Source organism: Pararhodobacter oceanensis, assembly GCF_003076755.1.
GTDB classification, from domain to species: Bacteria; Pseudomonadota; Alphaproteobacteria; order Rhodobacterales; family Rhodobacteraceae; genus Pararhodobacter; species Pararhodobacter oceanensis.
Genome location: NZ_QDKM01000004.1, coordinates 104,363 through 124,636, shown reverse-complemented (window position 1 = coordinate 124,636; position 20,274 = coordinate 104,363). Strand labels below are relative to the sequence as shown.

Below are 20,274 nucleotides of genomic sequence, written 5' to 3'. Positions count from 1 at the left end.
AGTGGCGGGATGCGCGGCGCCACCATCGCCGGTGGCACCACGCGAAGCTGCGGGATCAGGCGGCCTGCAAATAGGCCGGCTGGCCCGAATTGGCGGCGCGGACGGTGCGCTGCGGCTCACTGCGCGGCAGCGCCGCCGCCACCGGACGCATGCTCAATTCGCGGTCGCTGAAACTCTCGACCACCTCGCGGATATTGCAGCGATACAACCCGATATCGCGCAACAGCCGGTCGTCCATCCCCTCAAGCGCGGCGATCATCCGGCGCCGCCGGTGCGCGGTCATCATATTCTGCGCCAACCCGCGCAGGGCCTGCGCCGCGCGCAGTAAAAGATTGCTCTCGCGCCGTTGCTGCTGGCGGCGCTGATGCGCTTTGCGAAAGCCGAGATAGTCGTGGAAAATCAAGAACGGATGCATTGGGGAACCCTCCATAGACATGCAGAGCGATAGCGCAGACCGCCGTCACAACGGCCCCCCTGACAACGCGCCAGAGGATCAACATGACCGCTGGGCGGTCTGCGAGACTGGTAAACGGGTGGCGCGGGTTCTATGATCCCGAGCCGATGCCTGAGGGGGTAAGCCCCCAAGGCGGATGACCCCCGAGACGTGCAGGCGCAATGGCGCAGAGCCCGCTCGGGGTTACCGGCGGTTCAGCAGATTTCCGGCACAGCGCAGGAACCTCTTGTGAACGGGCAATGTCATCATACATTCGATATGGGGCTCACGGCATTGTGTTTCAAGTGATCCGCGCGTGGTGCGACCTTTTGGCCATTTCGCCGGTTATTCGGCGGGTTCCGGCCAATTTCCCAAGCTGCCAGTTGACGAAAGCAGATCGCGACCCTAGCTAATATCTATGCGGTGCTGTTTTAAATATATGGGGTTACCACTTCTGACCCGGACGTCTCCCCGGGCGGTTTAAGCGCGTTGCGCTGCAATCCTCTCGGGGCTCCTCACTTTTCTGAGTTTTGAAACGACGGTGGCGAAATCCGGCCATCGACCGAGGGGAGATCAAGATGAAACTGAATTTTAACCCATATCTATTTGCACCACTCTTCACCCCGCGCAGCCCCGGCGGCCGCAAGCCCCGCGGTTGGGGTGCCAGCCGCCGCCCCTCCTATGTGCCCAAAGCCTATGTGCCGGTGATCAACACCACCGACCGCGGCCATCTGGAGCGTTATGACGCGGAATGTGACCCAAGGCTGGAACCCTATCTCAGCCGCGTGCTGCGCAACACGCTGAACGCGCCGACGGTCGAGGACGCGGATCTGCCAGGCGATGCGGTCAGCGGTGGCGCGACGGTGCGCTATACGATCGACGACGGGCCCGAGCAGGTGGGCCTTTTGTGCCACCAGTCGCGCACCCTCGGGGCGAATGGCGTGATTGCCGCCTTTTCGCTCTTGGGTGTGACGCTGATCGGTATGCGGGTCGGCCAGCGCGCGCCCTTGGTCCATCGCTGCGGCAAGATCACCGCGGTCACGGTACTCGGCGTTACCCATTAGCGCCCGCCCGTCACCCGCCGCCCGCCCCCCGCCACCTGTCACATAGCGTCAATATATCCCCCCTATACACCCATCCGACACATGCCCAGATCACGCACAGAGAGGTTCCCCGATGAGCACAGCTACTCCCGAAACCGCCGCGGCCCGCCGCAGCCAGCAGCCGCAGATTGTCATCAATGCCGAGGATCTGACGCATATCGAGGGGCTGGCCGAGGGCGCATTCGGGCGCAATCCGGCGCTCGCCGACCGGCTGCTTGAGGAACTCGGGCGGGCGCGCATCGTCGAGCCTGCGGATATGCCGCAGGACGTGATCGGCATCGGCAGCCGCGTCACCTACCGCGACGAGGCCACCAAACAGACCCGTCGGGTGACGCTGGTCTACCCCGAGAACGCCGATATCACCCGCGATATGATCTCGGTGATGACGCCGATCGGCGTCGCCCTGCTGGGTCTGGCCGAGGGCGCGGCCTTTCATTGGGACACCCGCGATGATGAGCGCCGGATGCTGACCGTGATCCACGTCGAGGCGGATCCCGAACTGACCGCAAGCCCTGCGGATCACGACGATCTCGACGACACACCCGACACCCCCAGCGACGCTGACCGCGACGCCGAGGACGCGTAACCTCTTGTTGCGCAACACAATGCTCCGCCCGCACCTCCTGCGGGCACCCCCAATGACCGGCGCCACCCCCTAGGTGATGGCAGCTCCGGTCACAGGGGATAACACCGCCGGACCCCGCGTCCGGCATAACCCTTTGTTCGGAGTTGGCGAAATGAACGTCATCAACGCACGCGCAGTCTGCGAAACCTGCAACGAAACCCTGCCCCGCGCCGCCGCTGGCCGCTGTCCGGTCTGCCGCACCCCGATTTCATCGGCGATGGGCCGCGCCATGGGCTTTGCCATGGGCGCCTCCAGCCCCGGTGTTGCGCTATTCTGCCGCCGCTGCAAAACTGAAATCCCCCGCGCTGCGAATGCCAGTGTCGATGGCACCCGCTGCCCGACCTGCGCCATGCCCGCACAGCGTCGGCAACCGCTTAGCGCCTGACCGGAGAGCCCATGCGGATAAAACATGCCTATAGACGCCTTCTATGGCCCGCCCTTCTGACCCTGCTCAGCCTGCTCTTGGTGCTGACCCCATGGCTCCTGCGTGACCGTTTCGGTGAGTTTGAATCGCTGCCCCAAGCGGTCACCGCGCTGGCCTATTTCGCCGCCGCTTGGCTGATCAGCCGGATCGCCGCGCTGGCCCTTGACCAAGCCGCCAGCAAGCGCCGCCCCTATCCGCGATTGCTCAAGGATATGGTGGCGGTGCTGCTGTTCATGGTCGCTTTTATCGCCGCCACCTCGCTTTATCTTGGCCAAGGCGCCTTTGGCACGCTGGCCGGTTCCGGCCTTGTGCTCGCCCTTCTTGGCTTTGCCATCCGCAATGTCGTCGCCGATACGCTCTCGGGGATCGCGCTTGGCGTCGAAGGCCCGTTTCGCATTGGTGATTGGGTCGATATCGACGCGCTGGCCCGCGGCAAGGTGATTGAGATCGGCTGGCGCACCACTCGCCTGCTGACCCGCGACCATGCCTATGTGATCCTGCCCAACAGCCAGATCGCCCGCCAGCGGATCACCAATTACTCGGCGCCCAAGCCGCAATACCGCGCGCAGGTCAATGTCACGCTCGATCATTCGATGCCGATCCAGCAGGCCCGCGCGCTGCTGCTCTCCGCGCTCAAAGAGGCCAAACATATCCAGCAAGACCCCGCCCCCGATGTCCGCGTCACCGCCTATGAGGAGGGCGGCATCACCTATGCGATCCGCTATTGGCTCTCGCGCTTTGACCGAGATGTGGATTGCCGCGATGAGGTCTTCCGCCGCGTTGATGAAGCACTGCGCGAGGCGGGCTCCGTCGCCCCTTACCGCCGCATCGCGGTGATCACCGGCAGCGAGGCGCCCCCCGTGCCACCGCTGGCCAAAGCCCCCGAGGCCGGCGAGGTGGTCGCTGAGACCGCCACAGCGGACCCCTCAGTCGAACACGCCACCGACAGCACGCCCCGCAGCGGCAGACCGGCGGGGCGATTGCCCTGACCGCTTGCGCGTCACGTTCCGGTGAGGGGTGCATCTAGGCTATAAATCCAACGCCCCGCCGCCTAGGCTGGCGTTACCCCAAGGAGTTTTCAGCCATGCAAGCGCCCTCCACCCGCTATCACCTCGCCCTCCTCGCACTCACCGCGCTGGTCACCCCCGCGCTCGCCGATAGCGATGCGCCGCAGCCCGGAACCCTGATCGCCGCGCTCTCGGGGGATTGGAACGGCGACGGCGACCCCGATGCGGTGCTGCTGGTGCAAAGCGAGACCCCCGATAGCGCCGATCTCCGCGTCTATCTCGGCACCTTCCGCGGGCTCGAACCGCAATTCACCACATTCTCCGCGACCTACGCGGGCCCATGGGGCGGCCAAACCCCCGGCCTCGTGGCGCTGACACCCACCACATTCGCCATCACCTCCGAGCAAACCGGCATTGGCCGCACGCCATGGACTCAGCGCATCACCATCGCCTACCGCGAGGACAGCTTTCGCGTCGCCGGTTTCACCCATCAATTCTATGACCGCATCGACCCCGCCTATCACGGCAGCTGCGACGTCAACCTGCTGACCGGCGATTACGTGTTAGAACGCAACAGCGGCGACCCCGCGCAAGTGCGCAATGACAGCGGCAGGCTTGCGCCCGGAGGGTTTGCATTGCAGGATCTGACGCTCGATTATATCCCGCAAATCTGCCGCGCTTTGTTCGACTAAACCGCCAGTTACCGCCGTTAACCATACCGCGCCCCCGCGCCCGGCCCGGCCTTTTCGCCGAATTCCCTCCGGCACCCCGCAATCGCGGCCCAATGTGCCAAATGCCCCCTTTTCCCGCCCCGCACTCGGGTGCATAAACAGCCCATGAGCAAGATGTCCGACAACCCCGCCGATCCGTTCAAAAAAGCCCTCAGCGACGCCACCCGCGTGATGGCTGATGATACCGAGGTCGCCGTCAGCTTTACCGTCGATCCGCCGGGAATGACGAAAGATTCCATGCGCTTGCCGCAGGTTACCCGCCGCATGACCCGCGACGAGGTGCTCTTGGCGCGTGGCACGGCGGACGGGTTCGCGCTCAAACGCCGCTTTCACAATGAGGCCACGCACGCCCGCTATCAGCCGCAGGGCGAGATGGCGCGCGACCTCTATGAAGCGATGGAGACCGCCCGTTGCGAGGCCGTCGGCGCCCGCCATATGCCCGGGACGGCCGAGAATATCGACGCCCGTATCGCCCATGACGCCGAACGCAAGGGCTATGCCCAGATCCGCAGCCAGACCGAAGCGCCCCTCTCGGTTGCCGCCGGTCTGTTGATCCGCGAAATGGCCACCGGTCGCGCGCTGCCCAAAGGCGCCGACACCGTCGCCGACCTCTGGCGCCCGTTCATCGAACAACAGGCCAGCGAGACACTCGAAAACCTCGATCATGTGCTGGGCGATCAGGCCGCTTTCGCCCGTTTCGCCCGCAAGGTGATTCAGGATCTCGGCTACGGCGACCAATTGGGCGACGACCCCGACGATATGGGCGATGAGGACGAGGGCTCGGAAGAAGAACAATCCGAGGCCGAGGACACCCCCGACAGCACCGGCGACGAATCCTCCGACAGCGAAGAGACCGAGACCGAACAGGACGGCGCGCAGGAAGAGACCGCCGAAACCGATGTGGTGATGGACGAAAACGCCGAAGACGAGATGTCGGACGAAAGCGAAATGCCGCAGGCCGAGGCCCCGCCCGAGCCGCCGCTGCCCGCTCCACCCTCGGATGCCGACCCCAACTATGTGATCTATAGCACTGATTTCGATGAAGAAATCTCTGCCGAGGAACTGGCCGAGCCGATCGAGCTGGAACGCCTGCGCGCCTATCTCGACCAGCAGCTTGACCCGCTGAAAGGCGCGGTCAGCCGTCTCGCCAACAAGCTGCAACGCCGCTTGCAGGCGCAGCAAAACCGCTCGTGGGAATTCGATCTTGAGGAAGGCACGCTCGACGCAGGCCGCCTCGCCCGGGTCGTCGCCAACCCGACCACACCCTTGTCGTTCAAGGTGGAAAAAGACACCGAATTTCGCGACACCGTGGTGACCTTGCTGATCGACAACTCCGGCTCGATGCGTGGCCGCCCGATCTCGATTGCCGCGATCTGCGCCGATGTTCTGGCCCGCACGCTCGAGCGTTGTCAGGTCAAGGTCGAGATCCTCGGCTTCACCACCCGCGCGTGGAAAGGCGGGCAAAGCCGCGAGAAATGGCTCGCCGATGGCCGCGCCCAATCGCCCGGTCGCCTCAACGACCTGCGCCACATTATCTACAAAAGCGCCGATGCGCCGTGGCGGCGGGTGCGCGACAACCTCGGGCTGATGATGAAAGAGGGTTTGCTCAAGGAAAATATCGACGGCGAGGCGCTGGAATGGGCGCACCGCCGAATGATCAACCGCCGCGAGCAGCGCAAAATCCTGATGGTGATCTCGGACGGCGCGCCGGTCGATGATTCCACCCTCTCGGTGAACTCGGCGAATTTCCTGGAAAAACACCTGCGCGACGTGATCGCCATGGTCGAAAAGCGCAAAGCCGTCGAACTGCTGGCCATCGGCATCGGCCATGACGTGACCCGCTACTACGAGCGCGCGGTCACCATCACCGATGTCGAACAACTCGCCGGCGCGATGACCGAACAACTCGCCGCGCTGTTTGACAGCGACCCGCGCGCCCGCGCCCGCGTGATGGGCATGGCGTCGATGATGGGCCGGTGATCGAGGACGTCCAGCGCTATTTCATCGACGGCTGCGGCCGCTGCCCGCGCTTTGCCTCCGACGCCTGTTCGGCCCGCCGCTGGGCCGAGGGGCTGGCCCATTTGCGCCAGATTTGCATTGACGCAGGGCTCGAGGAATCCCTGCGCTGGGGCCATCCCTGCTACCGTTTTGCCGACCGCAACATCGCGTTAGTGGGTGCTTTCAAGGGCGACTTCTGCCTGACCTTGATGGATGCTGAACTCTTGGACGACCCAGATGGCCTGCTACAAAAACCCGGGCCGAATAGCAGCGTTTCCAATGTGTTACGCTTCACTTCCAAGGCCGAGGTGATCCGCCTGACCCCCGCGATCCAGGGCTTTCTCAGCGCCGCCAAAACCAATGCCGAGGCCGGTCTGCGCCCCGGAAAATCCGCTCCCGCGCCATTGGACCTGCCGCAAGAGTTGATCGACGCCCTCGACGCCGATCCCGCGCTCGCCGAGGCCTTCAATGCCCTCACCCCGGGCCGCCAGCGCAGCTATGCGATTGTGCTGAACACCGCCAAAACCAGCGCCACCCGCCTCAAGCGGATCGCGAAACTGACCCCGAAAATCCTCGCTGGCAAAGGCGCCAATGAATACTGACGCGCGCCCCGATTGCCCCTGATTGCAGCCCGCGCCCGCAACTGGCATGCTGCGCAAAATTCACAGCAGGCTGCCCCATGTTCCAATCTTTCACCGCCTCCACCTCGCCCGACCAAGGCGCCCCGCGCCTCGCGCTGTTGCGCGCTGAACTCGCCGCGCGCGGGATCGACGGCTTCTTCGTGCCCCGCGCCGACGCCCATCAAGGCGAATATGTCTCCCCCCATGACGAGCGCCTCTCATGGCTCACCGGCTTCACCGGATCGGCGGGATTCTGTGTTGTTCTTCAACAGGTTGCCGGTGTTTTCATCGACGGTCGCTACACCATCCAAGTGCGCGACCAGATCGACCTTACCGCCTATCAACCCGTCCCTTGGCCCCAAACCAGCGCCGCCGATTGGCTGATCCAACACGCAAACTCCGGCGCGGTGATCGGCTTTGACCCGTGGCTGCACACGCCGGATGAGATCGCTAAAATCGAGGACGGGTTGCGCGGTCACGGCATCACCCTGCAAGCGCTCGACAGCAACCCGCTTGATGCTATCTGGGCCGATCAACCTGCCCCCGCGCAGGGCCGTGTCCGCGCCCATCCGCTCACCCTCGCCGGTCGCAGCAGCGCCGAAAAACGCGCCGAGATCGCCGCGCAACTGCAGCACTCGGGCATCACCGCCACAGTGATCACACTGGCGGATTCGCTGGCGTGGTTAATGAATTGGCGCGGCGCCGATATCACGCGCAATCCGGTGGTGCAGGGCTTCGCGATCCTGCACAGCAACGCGCAGATCGACCTCTTCATCGACACGGCGAAACTCACGGATATCACCATCGAGCCGGATGTCACCCTGCACGCGCCCGAGGCTTTCGTCCCCGCCCTGCGTGCCCTTGATGGCCCCGTGCAATTCGACCCCGCCACCGCCCCTCTCGCGGTGAAAACCGCGTTGAATCAAGGCGTTGAGGGCGCCGATCCCTTTCTGATGGCAAAGGCGATCAAACACCCCGCCGAGCTTGCCGGTATGCGCGCCGCCCATCTGCGCGACGGCGCCGCGATGGTTGAATTTCTCGCCTGGTATGACGCGCAAGACCTCACATCGCTCAGTGAAATCGATATGGCGCAGCGGCTGGAATCCTTCCGCGCCGCCACCGGAGAGCTTCTTGATCTGAGCTTTGACACGATCAGTTCCACCGGCCCCAATGCCGCGATTAACCATTACCGCGTCACCGAAGACAGCAACCGGATGCTGCAAAGCGGCGATCTTTTCCTGATCGATTCCGGCGGCCAATACCCCGATGGCACCACCGATATCACCCGCACCCTGCCCGTGGGCGAGGTCGCGCGCAACCGCCGCGCCGCCTATACCCGCGTGCTGCAAGGGATGATCGCGATCTCCCGCGCCCGCTTTCCGCGCGGCGTCGCCGGTGGCCATCTCGACGCCCTCGCGCGCTATCCGCTTTGGCTCGACGGGCTCGATTTTGACCATGGCACCGGCCACGGCGTCGGCGCCGCGCTCAGCGTCCATGAAGGCCCGATGCGCCTGTCGCGGGTCTCGATGCTGCCCTTTGAACCGGGCATGATCCTGTCCAATGAACCGGGATACTACCGCCCCAAAGCCTTTGGCATCCGCATCGAAAACCTGATTGTCGTGCAAGAGGCCGCGCCCTTGGGCGAAAGCCGCCCGTGGCTCGATTTCGAGACGATCACCTTTTGCCCGATCGACAAGCGCTTGATATTGCAAGAGTTAATGACGGCGGATGAGGTCGCATGGCTCGACGCCTATCACGCACAGGTCTGGGAAAACCTCAACGCGCGCGTCTCCGAGACCGCCCGCACATGGCTGCAACAGGCCTGCGCGCCGCTGGGGTAGATCTCACTGGCAGCGCAGCACCCAGATGTCATAGCGCGCGTGATCCAGCGCATTGAGCGCGGGGCTGGAGGCCACCATCCAGCCCCGAAACAGCCGCTCATCGCGCGCCGCATCGCGGATTTCCATAAAGGCGAACCCGTCCGAGGCGGGGTTTTCAGTCGGATAGCGGCAGGAAATCAGGTCAATCTGCAACCGCCCGAACCCCACCGTCGCGCCGACATTCAGCCCCAGCTCCACCACCTCGCCGGACATTTTGTCCAAGGCCCGCAATGTCGCCGATGTGCCCGAAGAGAGCGCCGGCCCACGCGGACGCTGCTGCTCTTGCGGCGTCGCTTGCAAGGGCGCCCAAATCGTCTGCGCGGCAAGCGGCGCGGCCAGAAAAGCCCCGCAAATCAATGCTGTAACAGTATATCGCATCATTGCACCGCCTCCTCGCTCGAGGATCCGGTGACGAACCGCAACAGCAAAGTCACCAGCGAAACCGCGCTTTGGGTGTCCTGAAAACTCTCGCCCGCGGCCAGATTGTCAAAATCACCACCGGGCAGGATTTCAATGAAAGTGCCGCCCAAAAGCCCCTCGGAGGCGACCTGAATCGAGCTGTCCCGCGGCAACTCAATCGCCGGATCAATATTCACCGTCACCTGCGCGCGAAAACTCTGCGGATCAAGGCTCAGCCCGCCGACCGAGCCGATTTTCACCCCCGCCAGCCGCACATCGGTGCCCATTCGCACCCCCTCCGCCGAGCGGAAAGTGGCATGCAGCGGATAGGTCCCGCCCTGCGTCCATGTGGTGCCGGTGCTGCGCAGCGCAAACGCGACGAACGCCACGGCGACCACCATAACGGCGGCCCCCAGCACCACTTCCCATGTGCGATACCCCATGGCTACACCTTTGTTTTCAGGCCGCAATTTGCGCCTTACTCGGGCTGCCACGCCTCATAATCCTGCCGAGCGACAGGTGCCGGACGGCGCAGCGACCCGGCGGGAACATAGGCCTGCGCGGTGCCGGTATGGTTCGGTTCATGCGGCTTTTCCCAGGTCTTGCGCGGCAGCGGATGCTCGGACGGCGCCTCATCCCAAGTGTGGTGCAGCCAGCCGTGCCAATCCGGGCTCACCCGGCTCGCCTCGACCTCACCATTATAGACCACCCAGCGGCGTTTGCCGTCTTTGGTGCGGTAAAACAGGTTGCCCTGCGCATCCTCGCCCACTTTGACGCCTTTGCGCCATGTAAACAACTGGACGCCAAGCGTTTGGCCGTTCCACCATGTCAGGATGCGAAGAAGGAATTTCATTGCCGGGTTCCCAGTCTTGGACGGAGTCAATCTGGGTTTGATATATGACGCAGTTCCACGGGGAAATAAAGCCCTGTGGGGCACTTCGGCGTGAACATCGCTGCGACATCGCGCCCTAAGCGGGTCCGGCGGGGTTCGGCTCACTGATCAGTGGTGTTTTCTCAGCCAACCGCAGCCGCACTGGGGCGCCGCCACCCCAATAATCCACGTTCCCGTGCCAAAGATTTCGCCAAAGCCCCGATAGAAAACGGCCCGCCAGTCACACCGGCGGGCCGCTTCTCGCAGATGATTTTCGACCGGATATCAGTCGCTTGCAGCCTCGGCCATATCTTCGGCCGCTTCCGCTTCATCGCCTTCTGCCGCGTAGACCACGCGCACATCGGCCATATAATCCGGCTCACCCAGAACCGCGCCATTCGGCCCGCGTCCCAGTTTGATCGAATCCAGCACGTCGAATCCGTCGATGATCTCGCCCAACACGGTGTATTGCCCGTTCAGAAACGGCGCCTCGGCGAACATCAGGAAGAACTGGCTGTTCGCGGAATGCGGCGATTGTGCCCGCGCCATACCCATCACGCCGCGCTCAAAAGGCGTCGCGGTGAACTCGGCCTGCAGATCGGGCAGCTCCGATCCGCCCATGCCTGCCCGCCGCGTATCCGCCCCGCGCACCCCGTATTGCACATCGCCGGTCTGCGCCATGAAGCCTTCGATCACGCGGTGAAACACCACATTGTCATAGGCGTCAGCCTCGGCCAGCGCGATGATCCGCGCCACGTGATCGGGGGCCAGATCGGGGCGCAATTGCACCGAGATCATGCCCTCGACGCCGCCCGCGACGTCAATCTCCAGCACCGGCAGCGCGGTTTCCGCCCGCTCATCCGCCAGCGCCGCAAAGGGCAACAGCCCCAGCGCCAGCGCAGCCGTCAGCCCCTTAAGCCGCCGCATCTGCAGCCACCTTGACGCTGATCATCACATCGGGTTCGCGCGGCGGCTCACCACGGGTGATCGCATCGACATGTTCCATCCCCGAGACCACACGACCATAGACCGTATACTGGCGATTGAGAAAATGATTGTCGCTAAAATTAATGAAGAACTGGCTATTGGCCGAATTCGGGTTCTGCGAACGCGCCGCACCCAGCGTGCCACGGTCATGCGGGATGCCCGAGAATTCCGCCGGCAGATCGGGCATATCCGAGCCACCGGTGCCGGCGCGGCCCATGTTGAAATTCTTCGAAGTGTTGCCATTGGCCACATCGCCGGTCTGCGCCATGAAGCCGTCGATCACGCGGTGGAACACGACATTGTCGTAAGCCCCTGCACGCGCAAGGCTTTTCATCCGTGCGCAATGCTCGGGCGCGATCTCGGGCAGCAGTTCGATCACCACGGTGCCGCCTTTGAGTTCCATCAGAATCGTGTTTTCGGGGTCTTTATAGTCGGCCATCGGGCGCTCCTGTTGTCGATTTGCGCGCAGGTTACCTTGCATTCTACCGCGAGAAAACCTTATGCATGCGGAAATTCCGCCCCTTGAGGATCACATTCCACCGCGAGGCACAAGGCTTGGCGCTTGCGTCACCCTGCCCCAGCGCCGACAATGCGGGCCACGGAGCAAGGATGAGGCAAGAATCATGGCGCAGGGCTTTCGATTGCCGGATATTGTCGATATCGCGCGCGCCGAGGGGCGGGTGACGGTCGATGATCTGGCGGCGCGTTTCGGGGTGACCGCGCAGACGATTCGCCGCGATCTGGCGGAACTGGATGTTGCCGGCAAGCTGGAACGCGTGCATGGCGGCGCGATCCTGCGCTCGGGCACGGTGAATATCGGCTACCAAGAACGCGCCGCGCTCAACGCCGAGGCCAAACGCGCCATCGCCCGCCACTGCGCCGCGCAGATCCCGCAGGGCGCCTCGGTGTTTCTGGCCATCGGCACCACCACCGAGGCCGTGGCGCGAGAGTTGGTGCGTCACGAAGGGCTGATGGTGATCACCAATAATATGAATGTTGCCAATATCTTGGCCGACAATCCTGACTGTCAGGTTATCGTCACCGGCGGCGCTTTACGGCGCTCGGACGGCGGCTTGACCGGCGCGCTGACGCAGGCGGCGATTGCGCGGTTCAAGGTCGATATCGCGGTGATCGGCTGTTCGGCGCTCGACGCGGAGGGCGATCTATTGGACTATGACATTCAAGAGGTCGGCGTCAGTCAGGCGCTACTGTCGCAAGCGCGCCAGACATGGCTGGTCAGCGACCACTCCAAACTCAGCCGCAGCGCCCCCGCGCGTATTGCCTCGCTGTCGGAACTTGACGCGCTTTTCATCGACCGCGGCCTGCCCGCCGCGCTGAAAACGCGCTGCGCAGATTGGGACACGCGGATCGAGATCGCCCAGCCCTAAGCGGTCAATTCCGCCCGCGCCGCCACCGCTGTCATTGCCGCTTCCAACTCCTCGACCAGCGTCGCGGCCATTGAGCGAAACACCGCGATTTCATAGGCTTGCGGCGCGTTGTGCAGGATCAGCGCCGGCATATGATTGATCAATGTGCGCGCAGCACTTGCCACCGGCATCGCCGCATCGCGCAGGTCCAAGGGCGTCACCCGCGCCAGCACATCGCGCGCCGCAGCACCGGTGAGTTGCACGAACACCCAGCCGTCGCTTTGATCGCTCAGCGCCGCCAGATCCTCCAGCCCTTCGGGCGCCGGACCGCCCAGCAAAAACGCCATCTCGCGCCCGGCCCAGACAATGCGCAATGCCCCCGACGCCGCCATGGAATTCGGCGCCGGAAACGCCAGCCCGGCAGAGGCCAAGACGGGCGTCACATCACAGCCGGGATAGGGCGCGACCGAGGTCACCTGCCCCGCATCGACCGCGGCCAGCCGCGCCGCGCCGATCTCCAAGGGCAGGCGCGGCGTCGGCTCTGTTGCCCTCAATTTAACCACGCATCCGCCCTCCCTCGGGATCATAAAACACCGGATCGACCAGTTGCACCGGCACATCGCGCCCGCGCAGCCCGTCGTATAGCCGCAGCACCTCGCCATGCCGCTTGCGCCCGTTGACCACAAAGCCGAGCCCGATCCATTGCCCCAGCGTCGGCGACGGCCCGACCGAGGTCACATAGCCCTGCCCGTTCTCGCGTAAGGGCTTGGCATCGCTGGCATAAAGATGCGCCCCGGCCGAGATTTCATGCGCCGGATCGACCGGCAGCAGCCCGACCAATTGCGCCCGCCCCGCCGCAACCAATTCCGGGCGCTGGCTAGCACCCTTGCCGATACAATCCTTCTTGGCCGAGACCATCCGCCCCAGCCCGATATCCTCTGCCGTGACCCGCCCGTCGAGCTCGGCATGGGTCAGGAACCCCTTTTCAATGCGCAGCACATTCAGTGCTTCCATCCCGTAGGCGCCGCCGCCCAAAGCCTCGGCAGCGCGGACCAGATGCGCGAATAGATCGGCGCCGTAACGCGTCGGCACCGCCACTTCATAGCCCATCTCGCCGGAGAACGAGATCCGAAAGATCCGCCCCGCGATCCCGCCAATCTCGAGTTCGGCGCAGCCCATAAACGGCAGTTCCGGCGCCTCGCAGACCGTCGCCAGAACCTCCGCCGCGCGCGGGCCGGCAATGGCGAATTGCGCCCAAGTCTCGGTCACAGAGGTAAATCTGACGTTAAGATTGGCGCAAAACGCCTGATGGGCAAATTCCATATGCCGCATCACCAATCCGGCGGCGGCGGTGGTGGTGGTGACAACATAATGAGTGTCTGACATTCGCGCGCAGGTGCCGTCATCCATGACAAATCCATCCTCGCGCAGCATCAGCCCGTAACGCGCGCGCCCGACCTTCAGCGTCGACATCATATTCGAATAGACAAAGTCCAAAAACCGTGCGGTATCAGTGCCTTGCACGTCGATCTTACCAAGGGTTCCAACCTCGGTGATACCGACGTATTTGCGCACCATCTGCACCTCCCGGTCGCAGGCGGCGCGCCAATCCGCTTCGCCCTCGCGCGGGTAATAGCTGGGCCGATACCAAAGCCCCGCCTCGATCATCGGCGCCCCCATCGCCCGCGATTGCGCGTCCGAGGTCAGCAAACGACGCGGCGCAAACCCCTCACCGCGCCCGCCCGCGCCCAAAGCGGCGATCGACACCGGCACAAAGGGCGGGCGAAAGGTGGTGGTGCCGGTCGCCGGAATGCTCTGCCCGCTCGCCTCGGCCAGCACCGCCAGAGCGCCGACATTCGACGATTTCCCCTGATCCGGCGCCATGCCTTGCGTCGTGTAGCGCTTCATATGCTCGACCGAGGCAAAGCCTTCCTGCGCCGCCAATGCCACATCCTTGGTGGTCACATCATTGGCAAAATCCAGCCATGCGCGCCCGCCCGCATCGACCGCCCAGAGCGGCGCAATCGCATAGGGCGCATCCTCGGCCAAGGGCAGCGGCACATCCGGCGCCGCGATGCCCAGATCGTCCAATGCCGCGCGCGCTGCCTTCAGCCCGTCGGCAAGACAGCCCGCAGTGGAAAACACCCCCGAGGCCGCCCCCGCCGCCGCCATCCCCGGCACCATATCCGCAACTGGCACGAAGCCCGCGATCTTCTCGGACCACGCCGGTCTGCCGTTCATATGGCAGGCCAGATGCACCGAAGGGTTCCAGCCCCCCGCCAGCGCCAAGACCCGCGCATCGACTTGCGAAATCCCGCCAGCATGTTGAATTGCCGCGGTTTTCAACCCCAGTCGCCCCTGCGTGCCGACCACCTGCGCCTTGGCATAGACCGGAAATTCCTCGACCACCGGCACCGCGCGCGGGTCGACATAGGCGGCCACTTCGACGCCCATGCGGGTCAGTGCCCGCGCCGCCTCGAGCCCGGAGTCGTTGGTGGAAAACACCACCACCGGGCCGGGATTGACGCCCCAACGCGCCACATAGGCGCGCAGCCCCGAGGCCAGCATCACCCCGGGCCGGTCATTGTCAGGATGCGCAATCGGACGCTCCAATGCCCCCGCAGAAAGCACCGTGCGCCGCGCGGTGATCCGCCAGAAACACTCGCGCGGCAGCTCTGCGCGCGGTGCCAGATGCAAGCCGACGCGCTCCAACGCGCCGTAAGTGCCGCCGTCATAGGCGCCGGTCACCGTGGTCCGCGTCATCACCCGCACATTCGGCAGGCTCGCCAGTTCTTCGGCGATCCCCTCCGCCCAGGCCACGCCGGATTTGCCGTCAATCAGCGGCTGGTCGGCCAGCAACCGCCCGCCCAAGCGCCTGTCTTCCTCGACCAAGATCACATCCGCCCCCGCGCGTCCGGCGCTGAGCGCAGCGATCAAACCGCTCGGCCCCGCGCCGATCACCAGAAGGTCGCAATGGGCAAAGGCTTTCTCGTAAACCGCGGTATCGGCGACGCCCGAGAGCGCGCCCAGACCCGCCGCGCGGCGGATCACCGGCTCATAGAGACGCTCCCAAAACGCGCGCGGCCACATGAATGTTTTGTAATAAAATCCGGCACTTAGAAAGGGGGATGCATAGTCGTTCACCGCCATCGCGTCAAAACCCAAGCTGGGCCAGCGGTTCTGGCTGCGCGCGTTGAGCCCTGCATAAAGCTCTTGCATGGTGGCGCGGATATTGGGCGTGTGTTGGCCGTCTTCCAGCACAGTGACCAATGCGTTGGGTTCCTCAGAGCCCGCGGTCAGCACCCCGCGCGGGCGGTGGTATTTGAACGACCGCCCCATCAGCCGCACGCCATTGGCCAAAAGCGCCGAGGCCAGCGTATCGCCCGCGAAGCCTTCATAGGAACGCCCGTCAAATTGAAACCGCAGCGGCTTTGTGCGGTCAATCAAGCCGCGTCCGGGGATGCGGTGCGATTGCGATCTGGGCCGCGTGCTCATGTCCGCACCCCGGCCAGCGCGCGGGTGGCGAAAATCTCATGGCTGACGGTGTCGCGCTCGACCTCCAGCCAAGTCGCGCAGGGCTCATGGAACCACAGATCGCGCGTGCGTCCGGCGGGGTTGTCGCGCAGGTGCAAATAGGCGTCCCAAGCGGCATCATCCGCCGCCGCCTCGGCCTCCGCTTCGGGCCGCTGCAAATAGGCCGCCGCGCCGCCATAGGTGTATTCGCGTAGATCGCGCGCGCCGCAATAGGGGCAGTCTATGCGCATTTTGCCCTCCTGTGAAAACCCATTCCCGCGCCCGTCTCAATGCAGATTATGCTGCGATCCGGTGCCTTCTTCGTCCATCAGCCCTCGCCCTGTGCGGAACCGGTCCAGCCGGAAGCCCTTGGCCACCTCCAGTGGGCGCCCCGTGGCCAGCAGATGCGCCAGACTGTCGCCCGAGGCCGGCACCGCTTTGAACCCGCCGTAATTCCAACCGCAATTGACGAACAGCCCGTCAATATCGGTGCGGTCGATGATCGGCGAGCCATCGGGCGACATATCCATAATCCCGCCCCAAGAGCGCAGGATTTTCGCCCGCCCGATCATCGGCATCAAGGTCATCCCCGCTTCCATCACCTGTTCGACCCTCGGCAGATTGCCGCGCGCCGCGTAAGAGGCGTAGAAATCCAGATCACCGCCGAATACGAGACCGCCTTTGTCCGACTGGCTGATATAGAAATGCCCCATGCCAAAGCTGACCACATGGTTAATCACCGGCTTCAGCCCCTCGGTGACAAAGGCCTGCAGCACATGGCTTTCGATCGGCAGCCGCATCCCCGCCATCTCGGCCACCTGAGACGAGCGTCCGGCGACCACCATCGCGACTTTCTTGGCTCGGATCGCCCCGCGCGTGGTCTGCACGCCGGTGACCTTGCCGCCCGCGATATCAATGCCGGTGACCGCGCAATTCTCGATCAGATCAACGCCGCGCTGGTCGGCGCCGCGGGCATAGCCCCAAGCGACGGCATCATGGCGGGCGGTGCCGCCACGCGGGTGGTAAAGCCCGCCGTAAATTGGAAACCGCGCTTGCTCATAGTCGAGATAGGGCAGTTTCTCGCGCACCTCTTCGCGGCTGAGCAGTACCGCGTCGTCGCCCTGCGCCAGCATCGCATTGCCGCGCCGCGCGAAGGCATCGCGCTGCCCGTCCGAGTGGAACAGATTGATCAGCCCGCGCTGGCTGTGCATGGTATTATAGTTAAGATCCGCCTCCAGCCCCTCCCAGAGTTTCAGTGAGTGGCTGTAGAATTCGCTATTGCCGGGGAGGAAGTAATTGGCCCGCACAATCGTCGTGTTGCGGCCGATATTGCCGCCGCCGAGATAGCCGCGCTCAAGCACCGCGACATTGGTGATTCCGTGTTTTTTCGCCAAATAATAGGCGGTTGCCAGCCCGTGGCCGCCGCCGCCGATGATCACCACGTCATACTCGGCTTTCGGCGCGGGTTTGCGCCAGGCCGGTTTCCAGCCGGTGTTGCCCAAGAGCCCTTGGGTAAAGACCCGAAGTCCGCTGTAACGCATATGCCCTCACCCCTTTCACTGTTAGAGAACACGGTTCAATGAGGAATGACAAGGCTTGGGGTGAATGGGCTTTAGCCGCGTGCGATCAAGACGAGATCGGTCCTGCTTCCCCGCGCGGAATCAAGGCGAAGCCGCCGCGCATCGCCAGACCGCCCCCCGGGCTGGCGATTGGTCGATGTAAGCGCGCCGCTCGTCTGATGGATGCAGAACGCACCATCAAGCGCATCGTTCAATTCTCAGGTCGCCACCCCGCGGTCTGGCGATGCGCGGCTAGCGTTGCTACGTGTTCAGAGGCTGGGATCGTGGCGCTCAAAGTCGACGCATCTTCATTGCGCAAAGCGAAAGGCGAAATCGCTGATCAATGCCCCGCGCGGAATCGAGGCGGAGCCGCCGCGCATCGCCAGACCGCCCGCAGGGCTGGCGATCTGGTGGGGCTGGGTGCTTCGTTCAGCTGACTTGCGGATACAGCCGCCATAAAGCGCGCCGCTCCACGGTTAGGGTCGCCATCCCGCGGTCTGGCGATGCGCGGCTGGCGTCACGCTCGAAACGCACCTTACGCCACCTCACGCGCAAGCCGCGCCCTAGGCCTCTTCCCCCTCCACCGTGCGGAACACCGGCTCCATCTGCTCGAAAATCTCCGCCGAGAGGTGGCATTTGATCTGATGCCCGCCGCGCAAAGTCCGCATCGGCGGCATCTCGCGCTCGCAGAGATCCCCCGGAACCTCAGACTTCCACCGGCAGCGGGTCTGGAACGGGCAGCCCGGCGGCGGGCTCACCGCCGAGGGGATATCCCCGTCCAATACAATCCGCTTTTTCTCGATCCGCGTGTCGGCAATCGGCACTGCCGAGAGCAGCGCCTCGGTATAGGGATGATAGGGCGGCGCGAAGACCTCATCGGTGGTGCCCAGTTCCACCACATGACCCAGATACATCACCAGCACACGGTCGCTCAGATAACGCACAATGCTCAGATCATGGCTGATGAACAACAGCGTGGTCTTGTTCTTGCGCTGGATCTCCATCAGCAGATCGGTGACCGCGGCCTGCACCGAGACATCCAGCGCCGAGACCGGCTCATCGGCGATCACCACTTTCGCATCACCAGCGAAGGCACGGGCAATGCCGACCCGCTGCTTTTGCCCGCCCGAAAGTTGCCGCGGCATCCGCGTGGCAAATGCACGGGGCAGTTTCACCAGATCCAGAAGCTCCAGCATCCGCTGCTTGCGCTCGGCGTCACTGGCGCCGACACCGAAAATCTCCAAGGCGCGGATGATCTGCCGGCCCACGGTCATCGAGGGGTTGAGCGTGTCAAACGGGTTCTGGAACACCATCTGCAACGACGACACCGCATCGGTGTTGCGCTGCTGGATCGGCGTCGATTGCACGTTTTCATCAAACAGCATGATGTTGCCCGAGGTCGCGGTCTCGAGCCCCATCAACACCTTGGCAAAGGTCGATTTGCCGCAACCGGATTCGCCGACAATCGCCAGAGTTTCCCCCTCATGGGCATCGAAACTCAGCGTTTCATTGGCCTTGACCACTTTGGTTTCACCGCCCGCAAACAGCGAGGAGGCCGCCACCTCGTAATATTTGCGCACATTCTCCATCGACAGGACGACTTCGCCGATATCGCCCTTTTTGACCTGCGCCATGGCGACAAGCTCGGCCTCCCAGTCGATCTCGCGAAACCGCAGACAGCGGCTGTTGTGGCGTTTGCCCGCATCGACCACATCCATCGCGATCTCGCCGGCATCACAGCGCCCGGCCTCGAAATACTCGCAACGCGGGCCGAAATTACAGCCCTTGGGGCGCTCATGCGGCAGCGGGAAATTGCCGGGGATGGCGCGCAGCGGGCGGGTGTTTTTATCCGCACCGGGCAAGGGGATCGAGCGAAACAGCGCCTGCGTATAGGGGTGGCGCATCTTGTCGAACACATCCTTGACGTTGCCGGTCTCGACGGCCTCGCCGGAATACATCACCGTGATCCGGTCGCAAACCTCCATCACCAGCCCCAGATTATGGCTGATGAACAGCATCGAGGTGCCGTATTTCTCGGCCAGAACCGAGACCAGATCGACAATCCCCGCCTCGACGGTCACATCCAAAGCGGTGGTCGGCTCGTCCAAAATCAAGAGCGCCGGTTTCGACATCAGGGCCATCGCAATGACGATACGCTGCTGCTGCCCGCCCGAAAGCTGGTGCGGATAGGAATTCAGAATGCGGTCAGGATCAGGCAGCCGCACATCCGCCACCACCTGCCGCGCCAAGGCCAGCGCCTCGGCCCGCGGCATGCCCTCATGGATCACCGGCACCTCGGCCAGTTGCTGGCCCACTTTCATCGCCGGATTGAGCGAGGCCATCGGCTCTTGATAGATCATCGCGATCTCGGAGCCGCGCAGCTTGCGCAACTCCTCCTGCCCCATATTGGTCAAATCTCGGCCCTTGAATTTGATCGTGCCGCCAACAATCCGCCCGTTGACGCCAAGATCACGCATCACCGCCAGAGCCACGGTGGATTTGCCGCAACCGGATTCGCCGACCAGCCCCATCGCCTCTCCGGGTAAGACGGTGCAGGAAAAATCCATCACCGCAGGGATTTCTACCAGGCGGGTGAAAAACGAGATCGACAGATTTTCAATCTCGAGGATCGGCTGGGACGGATCCCAAGTCTCGGAGGTCTTTGTCATCGCGGTCTCCCCTTTGCGGGCGGCGGAACCGGGGGTTTCACACCCCCGGACCCCTGTGGAGTATTTTCAGCAAGATGAAGCTGGCAGG

20 protein-coding genes are annotated in these 20,274 nt (G+C 63.8%); 9 read left to right on the top strand and 11 right to left on the bottom strand.

Annotated features, from left to right (window positions below; all coding sequences use genetic code 11):
• Positions 1-55: 55 nt before the first annotated feature.
• A complete protein-coding gene (locus tag DDE20_RS10610) occupies positions 56-415 on the bottom strand; it encodes a DUF1127 domain-containing protein (protein ID WP_165814490.1) in 360 nt (119 codons plus the stop codon).
• A gap of 596 nt (positions 416-1,011) precedes the next feature.
• Here DDE20_RS10610 and DDE20_RS10605 point away from each other — a divergent pair.
• From DDE20_RS10605 to DDE20_RS10570, 8 genes are all read left to right on the top strand, one after another.
• A complete protein-coding gene (locus DDE20_RS10605) occupies positions 1,012-1,497 on the top strand; it encodes a GreA/GreB family elongation factor (RefSeq protein WP_116558476.1) in 486 nt (161 codons plus the stop codon).
• Positions 1,498-1,609: 112 nt separating this feature from the next.
• Positions 1,610-2,122, top strand: a complete 513-nt coding sequence (gene rnk, locus DDE20_RS10600) for a nucleoside diphosphate kinase regulator (RefSeq protein ID WP_116558475.1) — start codon at positions 1,610-1,612, stop codon at positions 2,120-2,122.
• Positions 2,123-2,273: 151 nt separating this feature from the next.
• On the top strand, positions 2,274-2,546 hold the full coding sequence (locus tag DDE20_RS10595) for a hypothetical protein (protein WP_116558474.1): 273 nt from the start codon (positions 2,274-2,276) through the stop codon (positions 2,544-2,546).
• 11 nt (positions 2,547-2,557) lie between these two features.
• Complete coding sequence (locus DDE20_RS10590; RefSeq protein WP_116558473.1) at positions 2,558-3,574, top strand: mechanosensitive ion channel family protein; 1,017 nt, start codon at positions 2,558-2,560, stop codon at positions 3,572-3,574.
• A gap of 95 nt (positions 3,575-3,669) precedes the next feature.
• On the top strand, positions 3,670-4,284 hold the full coding sequence (locus DDE20_RS10585; RefSeq protein ID WP_116558472.1) for a hypothetical protein: 615 nt from the start codon (positions 3,670-3,672) through the stop codon (positions 4,282-4,284).
• A 144-nt stretch (positions 4,285-4,428) separates the two neighbouring features.
• The gene (gene cobT, locus DDE20_RS10580; protein WP_116558471.1) at positions 4,429-6,303 is read left to right on the top strand and encodes a cobaltochelatase subunit CobT; all 1,875 of its coding nucleotides are present in this window, start codon (positions 4,429-4,431) and stop codon (positions 6,301-6,303) included.
• Entirely contained in the window at positions 6,300-6,923 is a 624-nt protein-coding gene (locus DDE20_RS10575) for a YdeI/OmpD-associated family protein (protein ID WP_116558470.1), read from the top strand. Before cobT ends, DDE20_RS10575 begins: the two co-directional genes overlap by 4 nt.
• Before the next feature lie 77 nt (positions 6,924-7,000).
• Positions 7,001-8,782 (top strand): aminopeptidase P family protein, encoded by a 1,782-nt coding sequence (locus tag DDE20_RS10570; RefSeq protein ID WP_116558469.1) that lies wholly within the window; start codon positions 7,001-7,003, stop codon positions 8,780-8,782.
• A 3-nt stretch (positions 8,783-8,785) separates the two neighbouring features.
• On the opposite strand, the gene DDE20_RS10565 is transcribed toward DDE20_RS10570, so the two are convergent.
• The 5 genes from DDE20_RS10565 to DDE20_RS10545 all read right to left on the bottom strand — a co-directional run bounded on the left by DDE20_RS10565 (position 8,786) and on the right by DDE20_RS10545 (position 11,517).
• Complete coding sequence (locus DDE20_RS10565; protein WP_240607989.1) at positions 8,786-9,202, bottom strand: DUF2155 domain-containing protein; 417 nt, start codon at positions 9,200-9,202, stop codon at positions 8,786-8,788.
• The gene (gene mlaD, locus DDE20_RS10560; protein WP_116558468.1) at positions 9,199-9,663 is read right to left on the bottom strand and encodes an outer membrane lipid asymmetry maintenance protein MlaD; all 465 of its coding nucleotides are present in this window, start codon (positions 9,661-9,663) and stop codon (positions 9,199-9,201) included. The genes DDE20_RS10565 and mlaD overlap by 4 nt, the downstream gene beginning before the upstream one ends.
• 35 nt (positions 9,664-9,698) lie before the next feature.
• Positions 9,699-10,073, bottom strand: a complete 375-nt coding sequence (locus DDE20_RS10555) for an NADH:ubiquinone oxidoreductase subunit NDUFA12 (RefSeq protein ID WP_116558467.1) — start codon at positions 10,071-10,073, stop codon at positions 9,699-9,701.
• A 303-nt stretch (positions 10,074-10,376) separates the two neighbouring features.
• The gene (locus DDE20_RS10550) at positions 10,377-11,018 is read right to left on the bottom strand and encodes a peptidylprolyl isomerase (RefSeq protein WP_116558466.1); all 642 of its coding nucleotides are present in this window, start codon (positions 11,016-11,018) and stop codon (positions 10,377-10,379) included.
• Positions 11,005-11,517: a peptidylprolyl isomerase gene (locus DDE20_RS10545; RefSeq protein ID WP_116558465.1), complete on the bottom strand. Its 513-nt coding sequence runs from the start codon at positions 11,515-11,517 to the stop codon at positions 11,005-11,007. The genes DDE20_RS10550 and DDE20_RS10545 overlap by 14 nt, the downstream gene beginning before the upstream one ends.
• A gap of 184 nt (positions 11,518-11,701) precedes the next feature.
• On the opposite strand from DDE20_RS10545, the gene DDE20_RS10540 reads away from it, so the two are divergent.
• Entirely contained in the window at positions 11,702-12,466 is a 765-nt protein-coding gene (locus tag DDE20_RS10540; protein ID WP_116558464.1) for a DeoR/GlpR family DNA-binding transcription regulator, read from the top strand.
• Here the strand turns inward: DDE20_RS10540 and DDE20_RS10535 are convergent.
• The 5 genes from DDE20_RS10535 to DDE20_RS10515 form a co-directional block, all read right to left on the bottom strand.
• On the bottom strand, positions 12,463-13,008 hold the full coding sequence (locus tag DDE20_RS10535) for a sarcosine oxidase subunit gamma (RefSeq protein WP_240607987.1): 546 nt from the start codon (positions 13,006-13,008) through the stop codon (positions 12,463-12,465). The two genes, DDE20_RS10540 and DDE20_RS10535, sit on opposite strands and share 4 nt — an antisense overlap.
• Positions 13,001-15,940 (bottom strand): sarcosine oxidase subunit alpha family protein, encoded by a 2,940-nt coding sequence (locus DDE20_RS10530; protein WP_116558462.1) that lies wholly within the window; start codon positions 15,938-15,940, stop codon positions 13,001-13,003. Before DDE20_RS10530 ends, DDE20_RS10535 begins: the two co-directional genes overlap by 8 nt.
• The gene (locus DDE20_RS10525) at positions 15,937-16,209 is read right to left on the bottom strand and encodes a sarcosine oxidase subunit delta (RefSeq protein ID WP_116558461.1); all 273 of its coding nucleotides are present in this window, start codon (positions 16,207-16,209) and stop codon (positions 15,937-15,939) included. Before DDE20_RS10525 ends, DDE20_RS10530 begins: the two co-directional genes overlap by 4 nt.
• A 36-nt stretch (positions 16,210-16,245) precedes the next feature.
• Positions 16,246-17,499: a sarcosine oxidase subunit beta family protein gene (locus tag DDE20_RS10520; RefSeq protein WP_116558460.1), complete on the bottom strand. Its 1,254-nt coding sequence runs from the start codon at positions 17,497-17,499 to the stop codon at positions 16,246-16,248.
• 581 nt (positions 17,500-18,080) lie between these two features.
• Positions 18,081-20,186 (bottom strand): dipeptide ABC transporter ATP-binding protein, encoded by a 2,106-nt coding sequence (locus DDE20_RS10515; protein WP_116558459.1) that lies wholly within the window; start codon positions 20,184-20,186, stop codon positions 18,081-18,083.
• Between the last annotated feature and the right edge of the window lie 88 nt (positions 20,187-20,274).